This is a genomic window from Paenibacillus sp. QJM3NY_38 (genome assembly GCF_056173265.1).
In genome coordinates this window covers 4,488,604-4,506,839 of record NZ_CM149665.1, presented here as the reverse complement: position 1 = coordinate 4,506,839, position 18,236 = coordinate 4,488,604, and the positions used below count along the sequence as shown (strand labels likewise).

17 protein-coding genes are annotated in these 18,236 nt (G+C 48.8%); 14 read left to right on the top strand and 3 right to left on the bottom strand.

All coding sequences use genetic code 11. From position 1 onward, the window contains the following. Positions 1-155 precede the first annotated feature (155 nt). Complete coding sequence (locus tag AC0VZ8_RS20730; RefSeq protein WP_475484266.1) at positions 156-1,532, top strand: amino acid permease; 1,377 nt, start codon at positions 156-158, stop codon at positions 1,530-1,532. Here AC0VZ8_RS20730 and AC0VZ8_RS20725 read toward each other — a convergent pair. After that, positions 1,529-2,164, bottom strand: a complete 636-nt coding sequence (locus tag AC0VZ8_RS20725; protein ID WP_427488795.1) for a LysE family transporter — start codon at positions 2,162-2,164, stop codon at positions 1,529-1,531. The genes AC0VZ8_RS20730 and AC0VZ8_RS20725 overlap by 4 nt on opposite strands. A gap of 249 nt (positions 2,165-2,413) precedes the next feature. Here AC0VZ8_RS20725 and AC0VZ8_RS20720 point away from each other — a divergent pair, with 249 nt between their 5' ends. The 4 genes from AC0VZ8_RS20720 (at position 2,414) to odhB (ending at position 8,343) form a co-directional block, all read left to right on the top strand. Continuing rightward, entirely contained in the window at positions 2,414-2,923 is a 510-nt protein-coding gene (locus AC0VZ8_RS20720) for a metallophosphoesterase family protein (protein WP_071220229.1), read from the top strand. Positions 2,924-3,040: 117 nt separating this feature from the next. Then, entirely contained in the window at positions 3,041-3,940 is a 900-nt protein-coding gene (locus AC0VZ8_RS20715) for a DUF72 domain-containing protein (RefSeq protein WP_475484265.1), read from the top strand. Between the two features lie 246 nt (positions 3,941-4,186). Beyond that, positions 4,187-7,063, top strand: coding sequence for a 2-oxoglutarate dehydrogenase E1 component (locus tag AC0VZ8_RS20710; protein ID WP_260065293.1), 2,877 nt, complete (start codon positions 4,187-4,189; stop codon positions 7,061-7,063). A gap of 5 nt (positions 7,064-7,068) precedes the next feature. Further along, on the top strand, positions 7,069-8,343 hold the full coding sequence (odhB, locus tag AC0VZ8_RS20705) for a 2-oxoglutarate dehydrogenase complex dihydrolipoyllysine-residue succinyltransferase (protein WP_194543476.1): 1,275 nt from the start codon (positions 7,069-7,071) through the stop codon (positions 8,341-8,343). 75 nt (positions 8,344-8,418) lie between these two features. On the opposite strand, the gene AC0VZ8_RS20700 is transcribed toward odhB, so the two are convergent. Continuing rightward, a complete protein-coding gene (locus tag AC0VZ8_RS20700; protein ID WP_260065296.1) occupies positions 8,419-8,586 on the bottom strand; it encodes a hypothetical protein in 168 nt (55 codons plus the stop codon). A 173-nt stretch (positions 8,587-8,759) separates the two neighbouring features. Between AC0VZ8_RS20700 and AC0VZ8_RS20695 the strand changes: the two genes are divergently transcribed. The 3 genes from AC0VZ8_RS20695 to AC0VZ8_RS20685 all read left to right on the top strand — a co-directional run bounded on the left by AC0VZ8_RS20695 (position 8,760) and on the right by AC0VZ8_RS20685 (position 11,213). Next, complete coding sequence (locus AC0VZ8_RS20695; protein WP_260065298.1) at positions 8,760-9,842, top strand: lactonase family protein; 1,083 nt, start codon at positions 8,760-8,762, stop codon at positions 9,840-9,842. Positions 9,843-10,081: 239 nt separating this feature from the next. Next, positions 10,082-10,873, top strand: coding sequence for an SDR family oxidoreductase (locus tag AC0VZ8_RS20690; protein WP_475484264.1), 792 nt, complete (start codon positions 10,082-10,084; stop codon positions 10,871-10,873). A gap of 91 nt (positions 10,874-10,964) precedes the next feature. Continuing rightward, positions 10,965-11,213: a YuzB family protein gene (locus tag AC0VZ8_RS20685; protein WP_260065715.1), complete on the top strand. Its 249-nt coding sequence runs from the start codon at positions 10,965-10,967 to the stop codon at positions 11,211-11,213. Positions 11,214-11,313: 100 nt separating this feature from the next. Here the strand turns inward: AC0VZ8_RS20685 and trhO are convergent, their stop codons facing one another. Next, positions 11,314-12,219, bottom strand: coding sequence for an oxygen-dependent tRNA uridine(34) hydroxylase TrhO (gene trhO, locus AC0VZ8_RS20680; protein WP_260065300.1), 906 nt, complete (start codon positions 12,217-12,219; stop codon positions 11,314-11,316). Positions 12,220-12,420: 201 nt separating this feature from the next. On the opposite strand from trhO, the gene AC0VZ8_RS20675 reads away from it, so the two are divergent. From AC0VZ8_RS20675 to AC0VZ8_RS20650, 6 genes are all read left to right on the top strand, one after another. Continuing rightward, positions 12,421-13,059 carry an SGNH/GDSL hydrolase family protein gene (locus AC0VZ8_RS20675; RefSeq protein ID WP_076322084.1) on the top strand — a complete coding sequence of 213 codons (639 nt, stop codon included), beginning with the start codon at positions 12,421-12,423 and terminating at the stop codon, positions 13,057-13,059. A 291-nt stretch (positions 13,060-13,350) separates the two neighbouring features. Further along, positions 13,351-14,391, top strand: coding sequence for an ABC transporter substrate-binding protein (locus tag AC0VZ8_RS20670; protein ID WP_260065716.1), 1,041 nt, complete (start codon positions 13,351-13,353; stop codon positions 14,389-14,391). Positions 14,392-14,449: 58 nt separating this feature from the next. Continuing rightward, the gene (locus tag AC0VZ8_RS20665; protein ID WP_475484263.1) at positions 14,450-15,370 is read left to right on the top strand and encodes an ABC transporter permease; all 921 of its coding nucleotides are present in this window, start codon (positions 14,450-14,452) and stop codon (positions 15,368-15,370) included. Next, positions 15,370-16,164, top strand: coding sequence for an ABC transporter ATP-binding protein (locus tag AC0VZ8_RS20660; protein WP_475484262.1), 795 nt, complete (start codon positions 15,370-15,372; stop codon positions 16,162-16,164). Before AC0VZ8_RS20665 ends, AC0VZ8_RS20660 begins: the two co-directional genes overlap by 1 nt. Before the next feature lie 322 nt (positions 16,165-16,486). Next, positions 16,487-17,170, top strand: coding sequence for a response regulator transcription factor (locus AC0VZ8_RS20655; protein ID WP_475487732.1), 684 nt, complete (start codon positions 16,487-16,489; stop codon positions 17,168-17,170). Then, positions 17,171-18,172 carry a sensor histidine kinase gene (locus AC0VZ8_RS20650; protein ID WP_475484261.1) on the top strand — a complete coding sequence of 334 codons (1,002 nt, stop codon included), beginning with the start codon at positions 17,171-17,173 and terminating at the stop codon, positions 18,170-18,172. Positions 18,173-18,236: the final 64 nt, after the last annotated feature.

Below are 18,236 nucleotides of genomic sequence, written 5' to 3'. Positions count from 1 at the left end.
ATGCGAAAGAACCCAGCAAGAGGTTAGGACATAGCCTTCTGTTTTTCGAAAAAGGTATTTTTAGGTCAGCCGCCTTGTACATAAAGCACGGACGTTCCCTTCATAATAAGGAAAGTTTTGAACGAACCCATAACAATATTCTGGAGGATTGAACCGTGAACAAAGGGGCGAAGACGGAGGCAGGGAACTTGAAATGGTGGCAGCTATCGCTGTTGGGGGTTGCATCAACGATCGGCACAGGGTATTTTCTCGGATCTGCATTAGGTATCCGGCTGGGAGGACCGGCTTTTCTTCTATCGATAATACTGGCGGCGACAGCCACCTTCTTCGTATTTGATGTGCTGTCAAGGATGACGGCCGAGGACCCGCAGAAGGGCTCGTTCCGAACCTACGCCAAAAAAGCCTATGGCCGATGGGCAGGCTTCTCTACAGGATGGATGTACTGGTGCTCCGAAGTGTTGATCATGGGGAGCCAGATGACGGCGCTTGCGATTTTCTCGCGTTTTTGGTTTCCTGGCATTCCGATGTGGATATTTGCGTCAGGTTATGCCGTATTGGGGCTGTTTGTCATATGGATCGGGAACAAAGGCTTTGACCGGCTGGAGAATGTATTGGCTGTGATTAAGATCGCCGCGATTGTCATGTTTCTCGTCATTGCTGCTGCCGCCCTGATGGGGTGGTTAAAAGGAGGGTCGAAGCTGCACGTTCCAGGCAGCCTGAACGCAATTTTTCCGGCAGGCGGCATGGGCATGTGGTCGTCCCTGATTTTTGCGTTTTATGCCTTTGGCGGAATCGAAGTCATGGGGGTTATGGCGATTCGCTTGAAGAATCCGAAGGAAGCGCCTAAAGCAGGTAGAGTGATGATTCTGCTGCTATCCATCGTATACGTTCTTTCTATTGGGATGGCGGTGATCATGGTGGCCTGGAATCAATTCTCCACGACGAAAAGTCCCTTTGTGGTGGCGCTAAGCTCCTACCAGCTTCCTTTTATCCCGCATATATTTAATGCTGTATTGATTATAGCCGGTTTCTCGACCATGGTTGCTTCGCTGTATGCTGTGACGACGATGCTGGTTACGTTATCCGAGGATAAGGACGCTCCCAAGTTGTTTGCCATGAAAAAGTTTAAGCGGGATACGCCTATATATGCACTATCCCTTACAGCTGTCGGATTGATTGTATCCATTGTGTTGTCACTGCTCATGCCAGGCAAAATTTATGAGTATTTGACCACCGGTGCAGGACTTATGCTGCTGTATAATTGGTTCTTCATCCTCATATCGGCGGGCCGGCTTATAGAGCTTACGGTTTGGGGCAAGATCAAACGATATATCGGAATGCTTCTGATTGCGGCTGCTGTAAGTGGAACCGCACTGCACCCCACGAGTCGGCCGGGGCTCTGGATCAGTCTTGGGTTTATTCTGGTAATCGGTCTGGTGGTACTATGCATGCGCTCCGTGTGGAAGAAATCCGGGCAAGGCCATGCCAGAGAGGCGGACAAGCCCAAGCTTCGTCCTAAGCCGGCCCGTTAGAATATGAGCGGATATAGCAGGGCAAGAGCTCGGATTCCAAAATAAACGCCGAAGATGATCAACGAGATTCCGGATAGAATGGAGACCAGGGAAAGGGCTCTATTGCTCAAATATCGGCGGAATACGCTGCCAAGCGCAGCCATGAACAAATCCCATATCACGACTCCAGCGATAACGGCCACGCTGTAGAGGAACAGATTTCCGGATCCCTCATCCGCCGCAGTTTTGACAAGAATGGAGCCGTAAATGCCAAGCCAGAATAGAATCGTCATCGGATTGGATACGGACATGAGAAATCCGGAGAGCATACTTCTCCATAATGAATCTTCACTACTCTCTTGGCTGATCGTCACTTTATGGGCATTCAGGATGCTTTCCAGCCCGGAGTAAATAAGAACAAAGGCACCAAACAGCCAAAGGAAGGTCTGCATAAACGGCGTACTCAGAAAGTGAACAACGCCCAGGTAGACCAAAATCATATAAAGGATATCCGCCAGGACCGCACCGATGCCAAACAACCATGCATGCCAAAAACCTTTCTTGATCCCCTTGTCGAGCTGCGCTGCATTGACCGGGCCTACGGGGGCTGATAGAGAAAGGCCCAGAATCATGTAGCTAATAAAAATACTCATTGACTTCCACCTCTCGTCATGAACATGGATAAGTAAGAAAGCTTGTACCCTCATGCTCGTACATTGTATTCAGCACATGGACAAACTAAAACTTAAGATGGAAATTTTTTTCTGTCAGGTAACTGACCAGCAAACCGCGCAGCTCACTCTGCGCGGTTTTGTTTGGATTCGATTATTTGGTAGGATATAGATTGGTATTAGAAAGCAGATTTCTCAGCATTTCATATCATGAAGAAGGGGGCCATCAAGATGAGTCATCCATTTCGGATTACGGTATTGTCAGACACTCATATGCCAAGAAAAGCGAAAGAGCTCCCAGCCTCGCTGCTTGAAGATATAAGGCATTCGGATCTTATCCTTCATGCTGGTGACTGGTCCAATTGGGAGCTCTATGAACAGCTTAGTCAATATGCCACGGTGGAAGGTGTAGCCGGAAATGTGGACGATGAGCGGATCATCGAACGGTTAGGTTACAAGAAGCTGGTCGAAATCGAAGGCAAACGCATCGGTATGGTGCATGGGCACGGACAAGGAGGAACAACGCCCTCTCGCGCAAGGAAGGCTTTTGCGGACACGGAGGTGGATTGTATCTTGTTCGGTCACTCCCATATCCCGTTTAAAGAACATGTGCAAGGGGTGCTGCTCTTCAATCCTGGTTCCGCCACGGATAAAAGGCGGCAGCCCCGGTACTCCTATGGAAGGATGCTCATCGAGAACGGAATACTGGAGGCGCATCATGTTTTTTACGATCAGAAGTAAGCGTATTTGAAGGCATTTGTAAAATCAGTAAGGGGTTGCCTGCTTTTGAAATATCCCGCTTGAGGTTAATTAATAGAAGTCCCCGATATGGTAAATCATGTGGATGAGAGGATTGTTATGTTAAAGGAAGAAAAGTATGAGCATGTAATTCAGGTGGGCCTGTCCGGCTGGGGAGATCATGACAAGCTGTATGATGAAGGGGCGAGGCCTTCGGACAGGCTGGAAATGTACAGCCGGCATTTTCCCCTCGTGGAGATGGACAATTCGTTCTATGCCATACCGTCAGCGGAACAAATGAATAAGTGGGCAGCTGCCGTCCCAGACCACTTCGGTTTTATTGTAAAAGCTTATCAAGGCATGACAGGTCATGCACGCGGCCAGGGCAAGGACAGATATCCTAGCGTCAAAACGATGTTTGATCATTTGCTCACGTCAGTTGAGGAGTTGCGGGCTGCGGACAAATTAAGGACCGTTCTGTTTCAATACCCGCCCTGGTTCGGGTGCGAACGCAAACACGTGGACATTCTGAAGCGGACGCGGGAGTGGATGAAGGATGTGCCCGTAGCCCTGGAATTTCGGCATCAGAGCTGGTATGCGCCGGAGTTTCGGGAGAGGACGCTTGAGTTTATGCGAAGTGAGGGCTGGATTCACAGCATCGCCGATGAGCCGCAAGCAGGTATTGGATCCGTACCGGTCGTTCTTGAGACAACGGGTACAGAAGCTGTGATGATCCGGATGCATGGACGTAACGCCGAAGGGTGGCACTCCAGCGGTCAGCCCAACTGGCGCGAGGTGCGATATTTATACCGTTACAGCTTAGAGGAATTGGAGCAGTGGAAGGGATGGATCGAGCAATTGCTTGAGAAGTCGAAGCAGTGCTGGATCATATTCAATAACAATTCGGGAGGCGATGCTTCCGATAACGCCAAACAGCTTCTTCAGCTGATGGGGATGGATACCGGACCTGAACCGCTGCGGCAGATGGACTGGCTGGAAGTGGATACTTTTTCAGAATAATGACTTTAATTGGAACCCTATACAGAGAAATGGGTGGTTCATGGACAAATCGTCAAAAAATTGACGCAAATTCATCTGTTTCTGAGATCATTATTATATATAAAGGGTATTTTCGGTATTGAGGCCAAGTGTATTATAATGTAATCGTAAGAAAACGTTTATTTAATGTAAAATGCAGTACGTAAAATGTAAAATTAGAAATTCCGTCCTTGAGCAATCAAAATAATCTGACGGAGGGAGTCAGCGATGAAGACCCTTGACAGAATGACAGATGGACCTTGGCAGAAATATCACGGTCCGAACTTGGGGTACATTCAAGATCAGTATGAGAAGTTTTTGCAAGACCCGCAATCTGTGGAGCCAGGATACCGTGAGCTGTTCGCCAGCTGGGGACCGCCTCCATCTTTGGAAAACAATGAAAAGAAAGCGGATTCGCAGGGACAAGGTGTTAGCTACGACCCGCAATTGTTGAAAAAAGGGGTAGCTGCCGGCAAACTGGTATGGAACATTAGAACCTACGGTCATCTGGCCGCCGACATTGATCCGATTGGAATTGGAAACGAAGCTGACACGCGTCTGCTTCAACCAGAAAGCTACCAACTCAGCCAAGCGGATTTGGCAGCCCTGCCTGCAGAGATCGTCTGGGAGGAGGCTCCTAGCGATATCAAGAATGGCTTAGAGGCAATCCAGCGGCTGTTACAACTATATACAGGCTCCATTGCCTATGAATTTAGCCATGTTCACGATGAAGAAGAACGCAAATGGCTCAACGAGCAGGCAGAATCGGGACGTTATTTGTCCGCCATGAGCGTAGAAGAGCGCAGGGGGCTTTTGAAAAAGCTGCTTGAGGCCGAGCAATTCGAGGAATTCCTGCACCGCACGTTCGTAGGTGCGAAACGCTTCTCGGTTGAGGGCAACGAAGCACTTGTACCGCTGCTTGACGAGATTGTTCGCCAAATGGCCGAAGTGGATGTCAATTCCATTCTTGTGGGGATGGCGCACCGCGGTCGCTTGAACGTCCTCGCTCATGTACTGGGCAAGGATTACAGCAAGATTTTCTCGGAGTTCATGCACTCTCCGAATAAACATCTCGTTCCATCCGAAGGCTCCATGGGCATTAACTATGGCTGGACAGGTGACGTGAAGTATCATTTGGGCGCGGACCGTTATCTGAAGAAGGATGAAGCACGGCAGGTTCGGATTACCCTTGCGAACAATCCGAGTCACCTGGAGTATGTCAATCCGGTGGTAGAGGGCTTTGCTCGTGCTGCTCAGGAGGATCGCAGTGAAGCGGGTTATCCGAAGCAGGATGTAAACAAAGCGCTGAGCATTCAAATTCATGGTGATTCCGCGTTCCCTGGCGAAGGGATCGTGCCGGAAACCTTGAACTTTAATAAACTGCCGGCATTCCGTACGGGCGGATCGATTCACATTATCGTGAATAACCGTATCGGATTTACGACAGAAGGCAAGGATTCCAGATCCACTCATTATGCGAGTGACTTGGCAAAAGGATATGAGATTCCGATTATCCACGTGAACGCGGATGATCCGGAAGCATGTATCGCGGTTGCTCGTCTAGCCAGCGATTATCGCAACAAGTTCAAGAAGAGCATTCTGATTGATCTTGTCGGTTACCGGAAATATGGCCATAACGAAACCGATGATCCGGAAACAACCCAGCCGCTGATCTACCAGAAGGTGAAGAACCATCCAACCGTCAGCACGATTTATATGAAGAAACTGGTGGATGGAAACATTCTGACCCAAGAACAAGTGGACGGTCTGAAGAATAGCGTTCTGGAGGTCCTGAAGAATTCTTACGAGAGCGTGAAGTCGAAGGATCCTGTTGATCAGATCCTGCTTGGACTGAACGCTACGGACGGTAAATCCAAGACGGAAGCAGCTACGAATGTGTCTGCAGAAGTACTGCGCGGGATTAATCGCGAGCTCCTGCAGTGGCCGGAAGGCTTTACGGTATATCCGAAGCTTCAACGTATTCTCGAGCGCCGCAGCAACTCGCTCGACGAGGGCGAGAAGGTGGACTGGGGTCATGCCGAAACGCTGGCTTTCGCTACGATTCTTGCCGACGGCAAGCCGATCCGGATTACGGGACAGGATGCCGAACGTGCAACGTTTGCCCATCGTAACCTCGTGCTTCACGATGCGGTTAATGGAGAGACCTTCTGCCCGCTGCACCGGTTGCCGCAAGCTAAGGCATCGTTTGCGATCTATAACAGCCCGTTGACCGAAGCAGCCGTCGTTGGATTTGAATATGGCTACAATGTGTACTCTCCGGAGACTTTAGTGATCTGGGAAGCGCAGTATGGTGATTTCGTTAACTGTGCCCAGGTTATCATTGATCAGTTCATCACGGCCGGCCGCTCGAAGTGGAGACAGAAGTCCAGCTTGGTTATGCTGCTTCCTCACGGGTATGAAGGAAATGGTCCTGAGCACTCCAGTGCAAGACTGGAACGCTTCCTCCAGCTGAGTGGAGAAGACAACTGGACGGTTGCGAATCTGACTTCCGCTGCTCAGTATTTCCATCTGCTGCGCAAACAGGCTTCCTTGACGGAAACGGAAGATGCCAGACCGCTGGTGATTATGGCACCGAAGAGCTTGATTCGTAATCCGCGCGTGGCATCGCCTGTGAACGCGTTCAGTGAGGGCGGTTTCCAGAAAGTGATGGAGCAGCCGGGTCTTGGCCAATCACCGAAGAAGGTGGAGCGCCTTGTTCTGTGCTCGGGGAAAGTTGCCATCGATTTGGAGGATGCGCTGGATAAGCAGAAGGATCAGGATCAGTCCTGGATTCATATTCTTCGTGTGGAACAGCTGTATCCATTCCCTAAAGAAGAAATTTCCCGTGTGCTGCAGAAGTATCCGAACCTGAAAGAGATTCTGTGGGTTCAGGAAGAACCTCAGAACATGGGCAGCTGGAGCTTCATGGAACCAAGAATTCGTGAAATTGCACCTAAAGGCACAGAGGTCCGTTACAGCGGACGTCCTGAGCGTTCCAGCCCTGCTAGCGGCTATCAGGATGTTCATGCTTATGAGCAACAGACCATCATTTCTTTTGCCCTTAATCGTAAAACTATAAATCAAGAGATCTCATTGGGGAGGTAGCGGCTGTGAGCGAAATTACTGTACCAGCTATGGGCGAATCCATCACCGAAGGAACGATATTCAAATGGCACGTTAAAGAAGGGGATAGCGTTAACATCGGTGATGTGCTGCTCGAGTTAGAAACGGATAAGGTTAATCTTGAAATTAGCGCAGAGTCTGAAGGCGTTGTGGAAAAAATCCTTCGTCAAGAAGGGGAGAATGTAACGATCGGTGAAGTCATCGGTCAAATTTCTCCGCAGGAAGGCGTTGCAAGCGCACCGGCAGCGAAGGCGGCTGAAGCTCCAGCATCCGCACAAACGGAGGCTGCTCCGGCACCCGCAGCAGAAGCACCGAAGCCGCAAGCTCCGGTACCGGCTCAGAACGAGGAAGGAGCGGGTCTGACTGCATCGCCATCCGCACGCAAACTGGCTCGTGAACGCGGGATTGATCTGGACCAGGTACAGGGCCGCGATCCAATCGGTCGGATTTACCATGATGATGTGAAGAATCATAATGAAGCCAAGCAGCCTGCTGCACCAAGCAAGCCTGCAGCTTCCACTGCCGCACCGGCAGCACAAGCTCCGGCCGCTGAGTATGGCAAGCCGGTAGAACGCACTCGCATGTCCCGTCGTCGTCAGACGATTGCGAATCGTTTGGTCGAAGCGCAGCATACGGCTGCCATGCTGACTACCTTCAATGAAGTGGATATGACAGCGATCCTGGATGTGCGCAAGCGTCGTAAGCAAGCTTTCCAAGAGAAGCATGACGTAGGCCTCGGTTTCATGTCCTTCTTCACCAAGGCGGTTGTAGGTGCGTTGAAGAGATTCCCGCATCTGAATGCCGAGATCGATGGCGATGATATTGTTGTGAAGAAATTCTATGATATCGGTATTGCGGTGTCCGCGAAAGAAGGACTTGTTGTTCCGGTCGTGCGCGATGCAGATCGTCTTGGCTTTGCTGAGATTGAGAAGGAAATCGGCAATCTGGCTGCGAAGGCTCGAAATAATGCGCTGTCCTTGTCTGAACTGCAAGGCGGTACATTTACGATTACGAATGGCGGCGTCTTCGGCTCGCTGTTGTCTACGCCGATCCTGAATACGCCGCAGGTGGGTATCCTCGGCATGCACAAAATCCAGCTTCGCCCGGTAGCGATTGATGCTGAGCGTATGGAGAATCGTCCTATGATGTACATCGCATTGTCTTATGATCATCGGATCGTTGATGGTTCCGAAGCGGTTCGCTTCCTGGTAACGGTTAAAGAGCTCCTTGAAGATCCAGAGTCGCTGCTTCTGGAAGGCTAACTATCCAAGCTTTGCGACACAATCATAATAAGAAGGCCGCATGGACATTGCCATGCGGCCTTCTTACATTAGCGATTATGATTTTGATTTATCGTCTTCGTTCGGATCGGGGAGATCCCGAGGATTCCAATTTTCAGCCTGAGGCTCCACATCCTGATGTTTCTTCACCTTGTCTCTTTGTTCCTGAGAGTCATTCTCCGCATTCTGCTGATTGCGTACTTCCTCGCTGTTGGGTTGTTTCATGGGAATACCTCCTTCAGTCGATATAATACATACATACCCGGTATGGCAAAAGACAAACAGGCCTCGGACATCAAGTCATTTGATTTTCATTGGGGTTGAAGTTAACATGGTAACTGATAGTCCATTACATAAATCATGATCATTATAGATAAACGAGAGGAGAGATAGGCATTATGGCGAATCCATCCCAGCGTACGCTGCTATTTACAGGTGCGTATGCGGAAGACAACCAAAGCGGAATATGCGTATATGAATTTAACGAGGATAGCGGCGAATTGAAGCTGCTTGATGAGGTGTCCGGCATTAAGAATCCGACCTTCCTGAACGTGGACCCGGAAGCCAGACGTTTATATGCCATTGGCGAAATTTCAGAGGATGGCGGTAAGGCTGGCGAGGTCATCAGCTTTGAGATTGACCCTATTGCCGGCAAGCTGACCGAAGGCAGCCGTGTTCGCAGTGTGAGCAGCTCTACTTGCCATATCCAGCGAGATGAAGCGAGTAAGTATCTGATTGTTTCGAGTTATCATGGAGGGTTGGTAGGCCTTCATGCAATCGGTAAGGATGGACAAGCCGGTGAACTGCTGGATGAGAAGAAACATGCCGATCTCGTAACTGTGCAGGGAGATCAGCAATCCAGAGCGCATTCGGCGTTTTACAGTCCGGATGGTCAATACGTGTTCGTACAGGACTTGGGACTGGACAAAATTCTCGCTTACACGGTAAATGAGAATGCCCAAGAATTGAGCTTTCATGGCGAAACCCAGCTGGAAGCGGGCGTAGGCCCTCGTCATCTGGCGTTCCACCCAAGCGGTGCTTACGCATATGTCATCAACGAGCTGAATTCCAGTGTCACGGTGCTTCGCTATATCCAAGACGAAGGTCGTTTTGAGGTACTGGAGACGATATCGACACTGCCTGCGGATTTTGACGGGGAGAGTTACTGCGCCGAAATCGCCGTGTCTGCGGATGGCAAAACGGTATATGGATCTAACCGCGGACATGACAGCCTTGTTGTATTCAACGTGCATGAAGATACCGGTCGCTTAAGCCCGGTCCAATATATATCGACAGAAGGCGGGCACCCGCGTCATTTTACACTCATGCCGGGTGGCAAGTTCTTGGTTGTTGCCAATAGAGATGGGAATAACCTGGTATTGTTTAAGGTGAATCCGGAGGATGGCAAGCTTGCCTTTACAGGATATATGGTTTCGCAGTCCAAACCGGTATGCGTAAAACCAGCGGTATTCCAGCTTTAGGTTCGAAAGAACAAGTAATCGCATAGCGAATGAACTTAGAGATCGTTCTTACGGCTCAAGTGGTAAGCTGTTTGCCATGATGAGTCGAGGAGCGGTTTCTTTTTTACCTGACAGGAGATTTCGAGCAGAGAAGAGATTGATTACGTACACGCATCATAACAGCTCGAGGTACCAAGATTCAGACACGGACTCGTTGGGTTATCTATAATCAAGAAAACTTAAACGAGGAGGTTGTGGCAATGTCAACTAATCAACGTTTGGATGGTAAAGTAGCCATCGTTACCGGTGCTGGTTCCGGAATCGGCCAGGCCGCAGCCCTTCTTTTGGCAGAGCAAGGAGCTAATCTGCTGTTGATCGATATTGATCGTGAACGTGTGGAGAAGGTTAAACAAACGATTGAACAAGGCGGGGGCGAAGCGCTAACCGGCAACTGTAACATTTCCAAAGCGGAATCGCTGAAAGATTGCTTTAGCCAGGCTGCCGAGAAGTGGGGAAAGATTGATATCGTGTTTGCCAACGCCGGGATCAACGGGACCAAGGCCCCGATCGAGATCATGGAGCTGGATGAATGGGATGCTACAATCAATACCAATCTAAGAGGAACGTTTGCCACGGTTAAATACGCGATTCCCTATTTGAAGGAGCATGGAGGAAGTATCATCATTACGAGCTCCATTAACGGTAACCGGGTGTTTACCGGCTTTGGTTTCTCAGCCTACAGCACCACGAAGGCCGGGCAGGTGGCTTTCATGAAGATGGCAGCTCTGGAGCTTGCACGTTATAAAATCCGGGTGAATGCCATTTGCCCCGGCGCGATTGCCACCAACATTGATGAGAGCACCATCGCGAAGCCAGAGCTGGACGAGGTGACGATCCCAATTGAATATCCGGAAGGTGATCAGCCTCTGGCGGATGGACCGGGACAGCCTTCACAGGTTGCCCAGCTTGTAGCATTTCTTGCATCCGATGATGCCTCCCATATTACCGGCACTGAAATCTACATTGATGGGGCGGAATCCCTCATTCATTGATCTTCCACAACGATCGATTTGACAAATTCGGGCGTTTTCCTCATAATGAATGAACGTATTGTCAAATTGAATAGTGGTGATGAAGATGGGCATGGGGATTGTCGTTGTGGAAATATGCGACAGCAACTTGATGAGTGCTTTGGAGCTTGAGCATCTTGAGGAATTGTATCCCGAAATCGCTGTCCTGCGGGCGGATTGCATGAATCTTTGCGGTCTGTGCAAGCTGCGGCCATATGCACTGGTGAATGGTAAACGTGTATTCGCGGCAACGACGGAAGAATGCATCGAGAAGATCAAAGCTGCTATCGAAGCTGAACTGGCTGTTTTCCATGATATTTAATACGTCTGAATGCAGACGAGATTGTATAGTAAAAGGGCAAGGTGCGAGTGATTCGCATCTTGCCCTTTCGTTTGGTTATAGCATTTATGGCTGGGTTGGCTCAGGAAGCATTGTGGCTTGCAGCAACAATCTCTTCACACTCCGCAGAACAGCAGCTATGATGAAGCTCCTCACACTCTTCGCAGCATACATGCTGCAGGTGGCAAGCGTCATTATCGCAATTGATGTACCGATCTTCCGGCTTTCCGCAATGGTGGCATTTACCAACGATGACATCCTCGTCCGTTTGATTGATCGGCACGGCAATACGCTCATCAAATACATAACATTTCCCGTCGAACAGACGGCCTTGTACTTCAGGGTCTTTACCGTAGGTGACAATGCCGCCCTCAAGCTGGGCAACGTCTTTGAAACCTTCCTTAAGCATGAAACCGGTCAGCTTCTCGCAGCGAATGCCCCCTGTGCAGTAAGTCAGGATGGTTTTATCCTTGTGCTCGCTCAGGTTCTCGCGAATCCACTCCGGAAACTCACGGAAGGATTGCACCTCTGGACGTATCGCATTGCGGAAGTGGCCGATATCGTATTCGTAGTCATTCCGCCCGTCGATGACGATGACATCATCACGCTGCAAGTGTTCAAAGAATTCCTGGGGCGACAAGCGTTTTCCGCTAATCTCGTTGGGGTTGAGTTCATCCTCGACACGAAAAGTAACGAGTTCTTCGCGGTGACGGACAAACATCTTTTTGAATGCATGTCCTTCGGAAGGGTCAATCTTAAACACCATGTCCGCAAATAGCGGGTTGGCGTGCATATCCTGCATATATTGCTCAGTTTGTTCAATCGTGCCGGATACCGTGCCATTGATGCCTTCGGAGGCAACCAGGATACGTCCTTTGAGTCCAAGATCTTTGCAGTATTGCAGATGCTCGTCTTTGAACGCTTCAGGGTCCGGGATTTGAACAAATTTATAATAGAGAAGGATCTGATAGTTCTGTTGCTCTGACATGATTTAATCACCTGTTCTTTTATATATTCAGCCATACGTGTACCTATAGAATTGTAGTGAATTCACTTCACATAGTCAACTTAAATGTATAGAAAGTTTGCCATGATATGTGAATTTAAGGGGTTTCACGATTGCAGGAAAGCGGTTATGATGAAGGGGTGAGCTTGAGAACACTTTCAATTATTGGAGGCGTTGAACAGCATGGTACATATCGAGCAAAATGCACTCGTCTTGTTTCAAGGCGACAGTATTACCGATTGCGGGCGAAATTACGAGGAGTCAGACAGTTTGGGGCATGGATATGCGCTGATGGCTGCTGCCCGGCTTGGAATGGAGCTGCCTTTGAAAAGGCTGCGTTTTGTAAACCGCGGAATCAGCGGTAACCGGGTCGTCGATCTGCGGGGGCGCTGGGAGGAAGATTGCATTGACCTGGATCCGACATGGGTATCCATCCTGGTCGGTATTAATGAGACCGGCAGGAAGTATAACCGGGGGGAAGCAACGTCCGTGGAAGCCTACTATGAAGGGTATCGTGAGCTGCTTATCCAAACCCGCGAGTTAACCGGCGCGAATTTTATTCTTATGGAGCCGTTCTTGCTGCCTGTTACGGAAGCGAAGAAGGAATGGCGGGAGGATCTGGATCCCAAAATTCAGGCCGTTCGCGAATTATCGCGAGAATTTGAGACGCTGTACGTTCCACTCGACGGCATTTTTGCTGCAGCCAGCTCCAAGATAGAGATGAGTTACTGGGCATCTGACGGTGTTCATCCTTCCCCCGCAGGTCATGCGCTCATGGCAGAAGCGTGGTTAGCGACGATGCAGGGCCGGTCCATTTTGTAGACGTTCCGAATTTTTTCTACTATATAAATAATATTTCGTTTAGCTGACATCCCCGGAAGCGTGTAATGTCCGGGGATGTTCTTTATGTAAACCATTACACGCTTTATAAAATCTTGATTGACGAAAACAATTGGGTACATATAAAATGTTCATAATAGACCGTTGTTCAATTGGAACGACCTATTTTTTGACTTTAATGCTTTCGTCGATGAAAGCGGGGAAGCGTTGTCGCTTTATGTAGAAAATTATGGTTTAAGAACGAAGCGGTTAACAAATGAGAGGGGAATCATGATGAAGAGAAAAATGTGGTTATCACTTACACTCTCCGCACTGCTGGTTACAGCTGTAGGATGCGGGGACAAGCCGGAAGGTGGCGGTACGACTCAAACGGGCAGCGGCGGAGAAGCGGAGAAGAAATCCTATAGCATCGCTATTTCGCAGATCGTAGAGCATCCATCCTTGGATGCAACGCGGGAAGGCATTCTGGCGGCATTGAAGGAAGCCGGAATTTCCGAGGAAGACAATACGCTGAAAATCGATTATAACAATGCGCAAGGCGATCCAGCGAACAACCTGTCGATCGGCCAGAAGCTGAAGGATACGAAAGCGGATCTGGTGGTCGCAATTGCAACCGATTCGGCACAGGCTGTGGCACAGAACGTGAAGGAGAAGCCGGTCTTGTTTGCAGCGGTGACAGATCCGCTTGATGCGAAGCTGGTCAGCGATTTGAAGAAACCCGGCGGCAACATCACCGGGGCATCCGATACGAATCCTGAAGCAACCAAAGAGTTGATGAATTTTGTTAGTACTCATTTTCCAAATGTTAAGAGAATTGGTTTGGTCTTAGATGAAGGAGAAGCAAATGCGGTTGTTATGGCCAACACAGCAGAAGAGGTACTTTCGGAGCATGGAATCGAGCTTGTAAAAGCTGCCGTTACCAATACTTCGGAAGTGAAGCAAGCAGCGGAATCGCTAGTCGGTAAAGTCGATGCCTTTTATATCACGCTAGATAATACTGTAGTAAGTGGAGTCGAGACAATTATTCAGACAGCACAAAAAAATAAAATTCCGTTCTTCTCCAGTGACCGCGATACGGTGGAGAAGGGAGCTTTTGCAACGGTTGGATTTAAGTATTACGACCACGGCTATCAAGTTGGACAGATGGCTGTAGAGATCCTGAAAAACGGCAAAAATCCGGCGGACATGGAAATCACGAAGCCGGATAAGCTGGATCTGATCCTGAACACGAAGGTTGCGGCTGAATATGGAATTGAAGTGACCGACGCCATGAAACAGGAAGTCAAAGACCCGGACAACAACATCATTGAGTAACTGTAAGGCGCGGAGATAACAGCCCGCGCCTTGCTTAATCCTAAAGGAGGTCAAAGACATGCTGGATTTCGTGATGAAGCTGGATGGTCCGATTGAATTGGGGCTGCTGTATGCGTTGATGGCGCTCGGTGTATATATTACGTTCCGAATATTGGATTTTCCGGATTTAACAGTGGATGGAAGTTTTACGACAGGCGCAGCGATTGCAGCGATTCTGATTACCAACGGTGTGAATCCATGGCTCGCTACGCTGGCTGCATTTGCCGGAGGGATGTTTGCCGGTATCTGTACAGGATTGCTGCACACCAAGGGTAAGATCAATGGCTTGCTCTCAGGTATTATTATGATGATTGCGCTGTACTCGATTAATATGAGAATTATGGGCAAGCCTAACATCTCACTAAGCCAGGAAAAAATTATCTTCGGAACTATTGATCCGATCTATATTATGTTGGTAATCGTGATTATCGGAAAGCTACTGCTGGATGCATTCTTCCGCACGGACCTTGGCCTTGCACTGCGGGCGACAGGTGATAACAAGCGGATGATCCGCAGCTTTGGTGCGAACACGGACACAACAACCATTCTGGGACTCAGCATCTCGAACGGACTGGTAGCTTTATCCGGGGCTGTGGTGGCCCAGCAATCCAGTTTTGCGGACATCGGCTCCGGTATCGGAATGATTGTTATCGGTCTGGCATCCGTTATTATTGGTGAAGCCGTGCTGGGGACCGGTTCGGTGTTCCGGACGACGCTGGCTGTAGTCTGCGGTTCGATTATTTATCGGATTGTTGTTGCTGCTGCTTATGAGATCCCATGGCTCGAAGCGTCGGATTTAAAATTGATCACAGCGATCATTGTCATTATTGCTCTCGTGGTTCCGACCATCAATCGGGCGATGAAGCAGCGTTCACAGGCACGGAGGCGCTCAACCGAACTATTAGCTACGCAAGGGAAGACCAAAGGAGGTGCGCTCTGATGCTGGAAATGAACCGTGTGTCCAAGCTGTTCAATCCGGGAACCGTGGACGAGAAGATTGCCTTGATGGATATCAATCTTCACTTGAAGCCGGGGGATTTCGTAACGGTTATCGGAAGTAATGGTGCAGGCAAATCCACGCTGATGAATATCATTTCCGGGGTAATGAAGCCCGATGCTGGTGAAGTGCGCATTGACGGCACTTCAATCGGTCATCTGCCGGAATTTCGTCGCAGCCGCTGGATCGGCCGGGTATTTCAGGATCCGATGGCGGGGACTGCGCCGCATATGACCATTGAAGAGAATCTTGCGATGGCTCATCGCCGCGGACAGTCCCGCGGGCTAAGCATCGGCGTCACAGCTTCCAAGCGCGGGGGCTTCCGCAAGCATTTAGAGCGGCTCGGCATTGGTCTCGAGGATCGGCTCCGAGCCAAAGTGGGGATGCTGTCCGGAGGGGAGCGTCAAGCGCTAAGCTTGCTGATGGCGACCTTCACGCAGCCGCAAATCCTGCTGCTGGATGAACATACAGCAGCGCTTGATCCGGCGCGTGCGGAGCTGATCACCCGAATAACCGATGACATCGTACGCGACATGAAGCTGACCACGCTCATGGTCACACATAACATGGAGCAAGCCATCCGTCTAGGCAATCGCCTCATTATGATGGACAAAGGACGTATCATTCTGGATGTGAACGAAGAGCGCAAGAAATCTCTGACGGTGGAGCAGCTGCTCGGGGAATTTGAGCAGATTAGCGGTCATAAGCTGTCGGATGATCGTTTGGTTCTTGGGTAAGCATCTTGCGCGGAGACGGGAATCATTTTAACGAATATAACGCTAAGCCTTCAATCTTGACAGGCTTAGCGTTTTTTTATACGCTCATTTTTTCCTGGCCAGTTATCTATCGAGGCCGGTTAATCATATGACTGGTTTCAGTTCCATCGCTTTTTGCAAGGATTCCTGATAACGTGTTAATGTTGGGTGAGCTACATCTTTAATCGGGAATAACATCAAGAGTGTGCTTTGAAAATGCCTGACGACCGCTAAGCTTGAGCTAGCGGACATTTGAATATAGGAGGCTTATTTCTTTATGGTCGTTCGTAAAGATGATCTGCAGATGAAAATATTATTAGTGGAAGATGATAAAACGATTGCGTCCGGACTGGAATATTCGCTGCAGCAAGATCGCTTTTCTACCGTTCTTTGCTATGATGTCGAATCTGCAAAAAAAGTGCTCACTGAACATATAGATCAATTCGCTCTATGCTTATTTGATTTATCGCTTCCGGATGGAAGCGGTTATGAATTGTGCAATATGGTGAAAGAACGACGAGATATTCCGGTCATCTTTTTAACGGCGATCGACGATGAGGTCAATGTCGTGATGGGGCTTGATATGGGAGCCGATGATTATATTACAAAGCCTTTTCGTATTCGCGAGCTTCTCTCGCGGATCAAGTCCGTCCTGCGTAGATACCATAAGTCGCCACAGACCCAAGGGATCATTAACCTGAACCAGGTTCGCATGAATACGCTGGAAGGAAAAGTGTATAAAAACGGAGCCGAAATTTCATTGACCGCTCTGGAGTATCGCTTATTGTTGATTTTTGGTAATCATATGGGGCAAGTTCTCTCAAGAAATCAGCTTTTGGAGCAGATTTGGGACGTGGCTGGCGACTTCGTGAACGACAATACACTAACGGTATATATCAAAAGACTACGGGAAAAGCTGGAGGATGATCCGCAGCATCCCACGATGATCAAAACGGTACGCGGTTTAGGATATAAGGTTGGTGATTAGATGCTGCGTAATCGAGAGATTCAGATTTTATTGTTGATTATGGGTTCCATCAGTTTAGCGGGGGGCGTTGCGGCTGCTTTTATTTCGTCTGCAGCTGCGGCGCTCGTTTTCATCATGTCTATTTTACTTATGGGAAGCAGTCTGTTATTCACGAGATGGAGATACCGCGAACTTGAAAAGCTGTCCGTCTATTTGCGTGAAATTAGCAGTGGTAATTATTCACTTGACGCTCGCGATAATCAAGAAGGCGAGCTTAGCATTTTAAAGAATGATATTTATAAAGTGACGCTTATGCTATCAGAGCAGCGGTCGCTTCTGCAGCGAGACAAAACGGGACTAACGGATGCCATTTCCGATATCTCGCATCAGCTTAAAACGCCCCTTACCTCCATGACGGTGATGGCGGATTTATTAAGCAAACCCGACCTGCCCCCAGCGAAAAGAACGGAGTTCACTCGCAATATCCGTATTCAGCTAGAACGAATCGATTGGCTTGTTTCTTCCTTATTAAAGCTATCGAGAATCGAGGAAAAGACAATCCAGTTCAAAAAAGATCAGGTATTCGTTAATAAGCTTATACAAAAGGCATTAGAACCGGTGTTGATTCCGTTGGAAATCAAGGACCAAGCGGTTTCCATCAAAGGCGATGACAACGTCTCTTTTGTCGGTGATTTCAAATGGACGGCCGAAGCGCTCATTAATATATTGAAAAACGGCGTCGAGCACACGCATGAAGGCGGACGTATAGCCATTTCTTTTTCCGAAAATGCGCTATTTACGGAAATTATCATTGCTGATAACGGTAAAGGAATTCCAAAAGAAGATTTACCGTATATATTTAAACGTTTTTATAAAGGGAAAAATGCGAGCGAGGGGAGCATCGGCATCGGACTTGCGATGGCTTACAGCATCATTGCGAGTCAGAACGGAGTGATTGATGTGACAAGCAGCTGCGACAAGGGTACGCAATTTCGAATTAAGTTTTATAAACAAGTAATTTAATCGTATGTGACTAAATTGTCATCTTGGCAGTCACTTGAAAGTCATTTTGGACAGGTAAAATGAT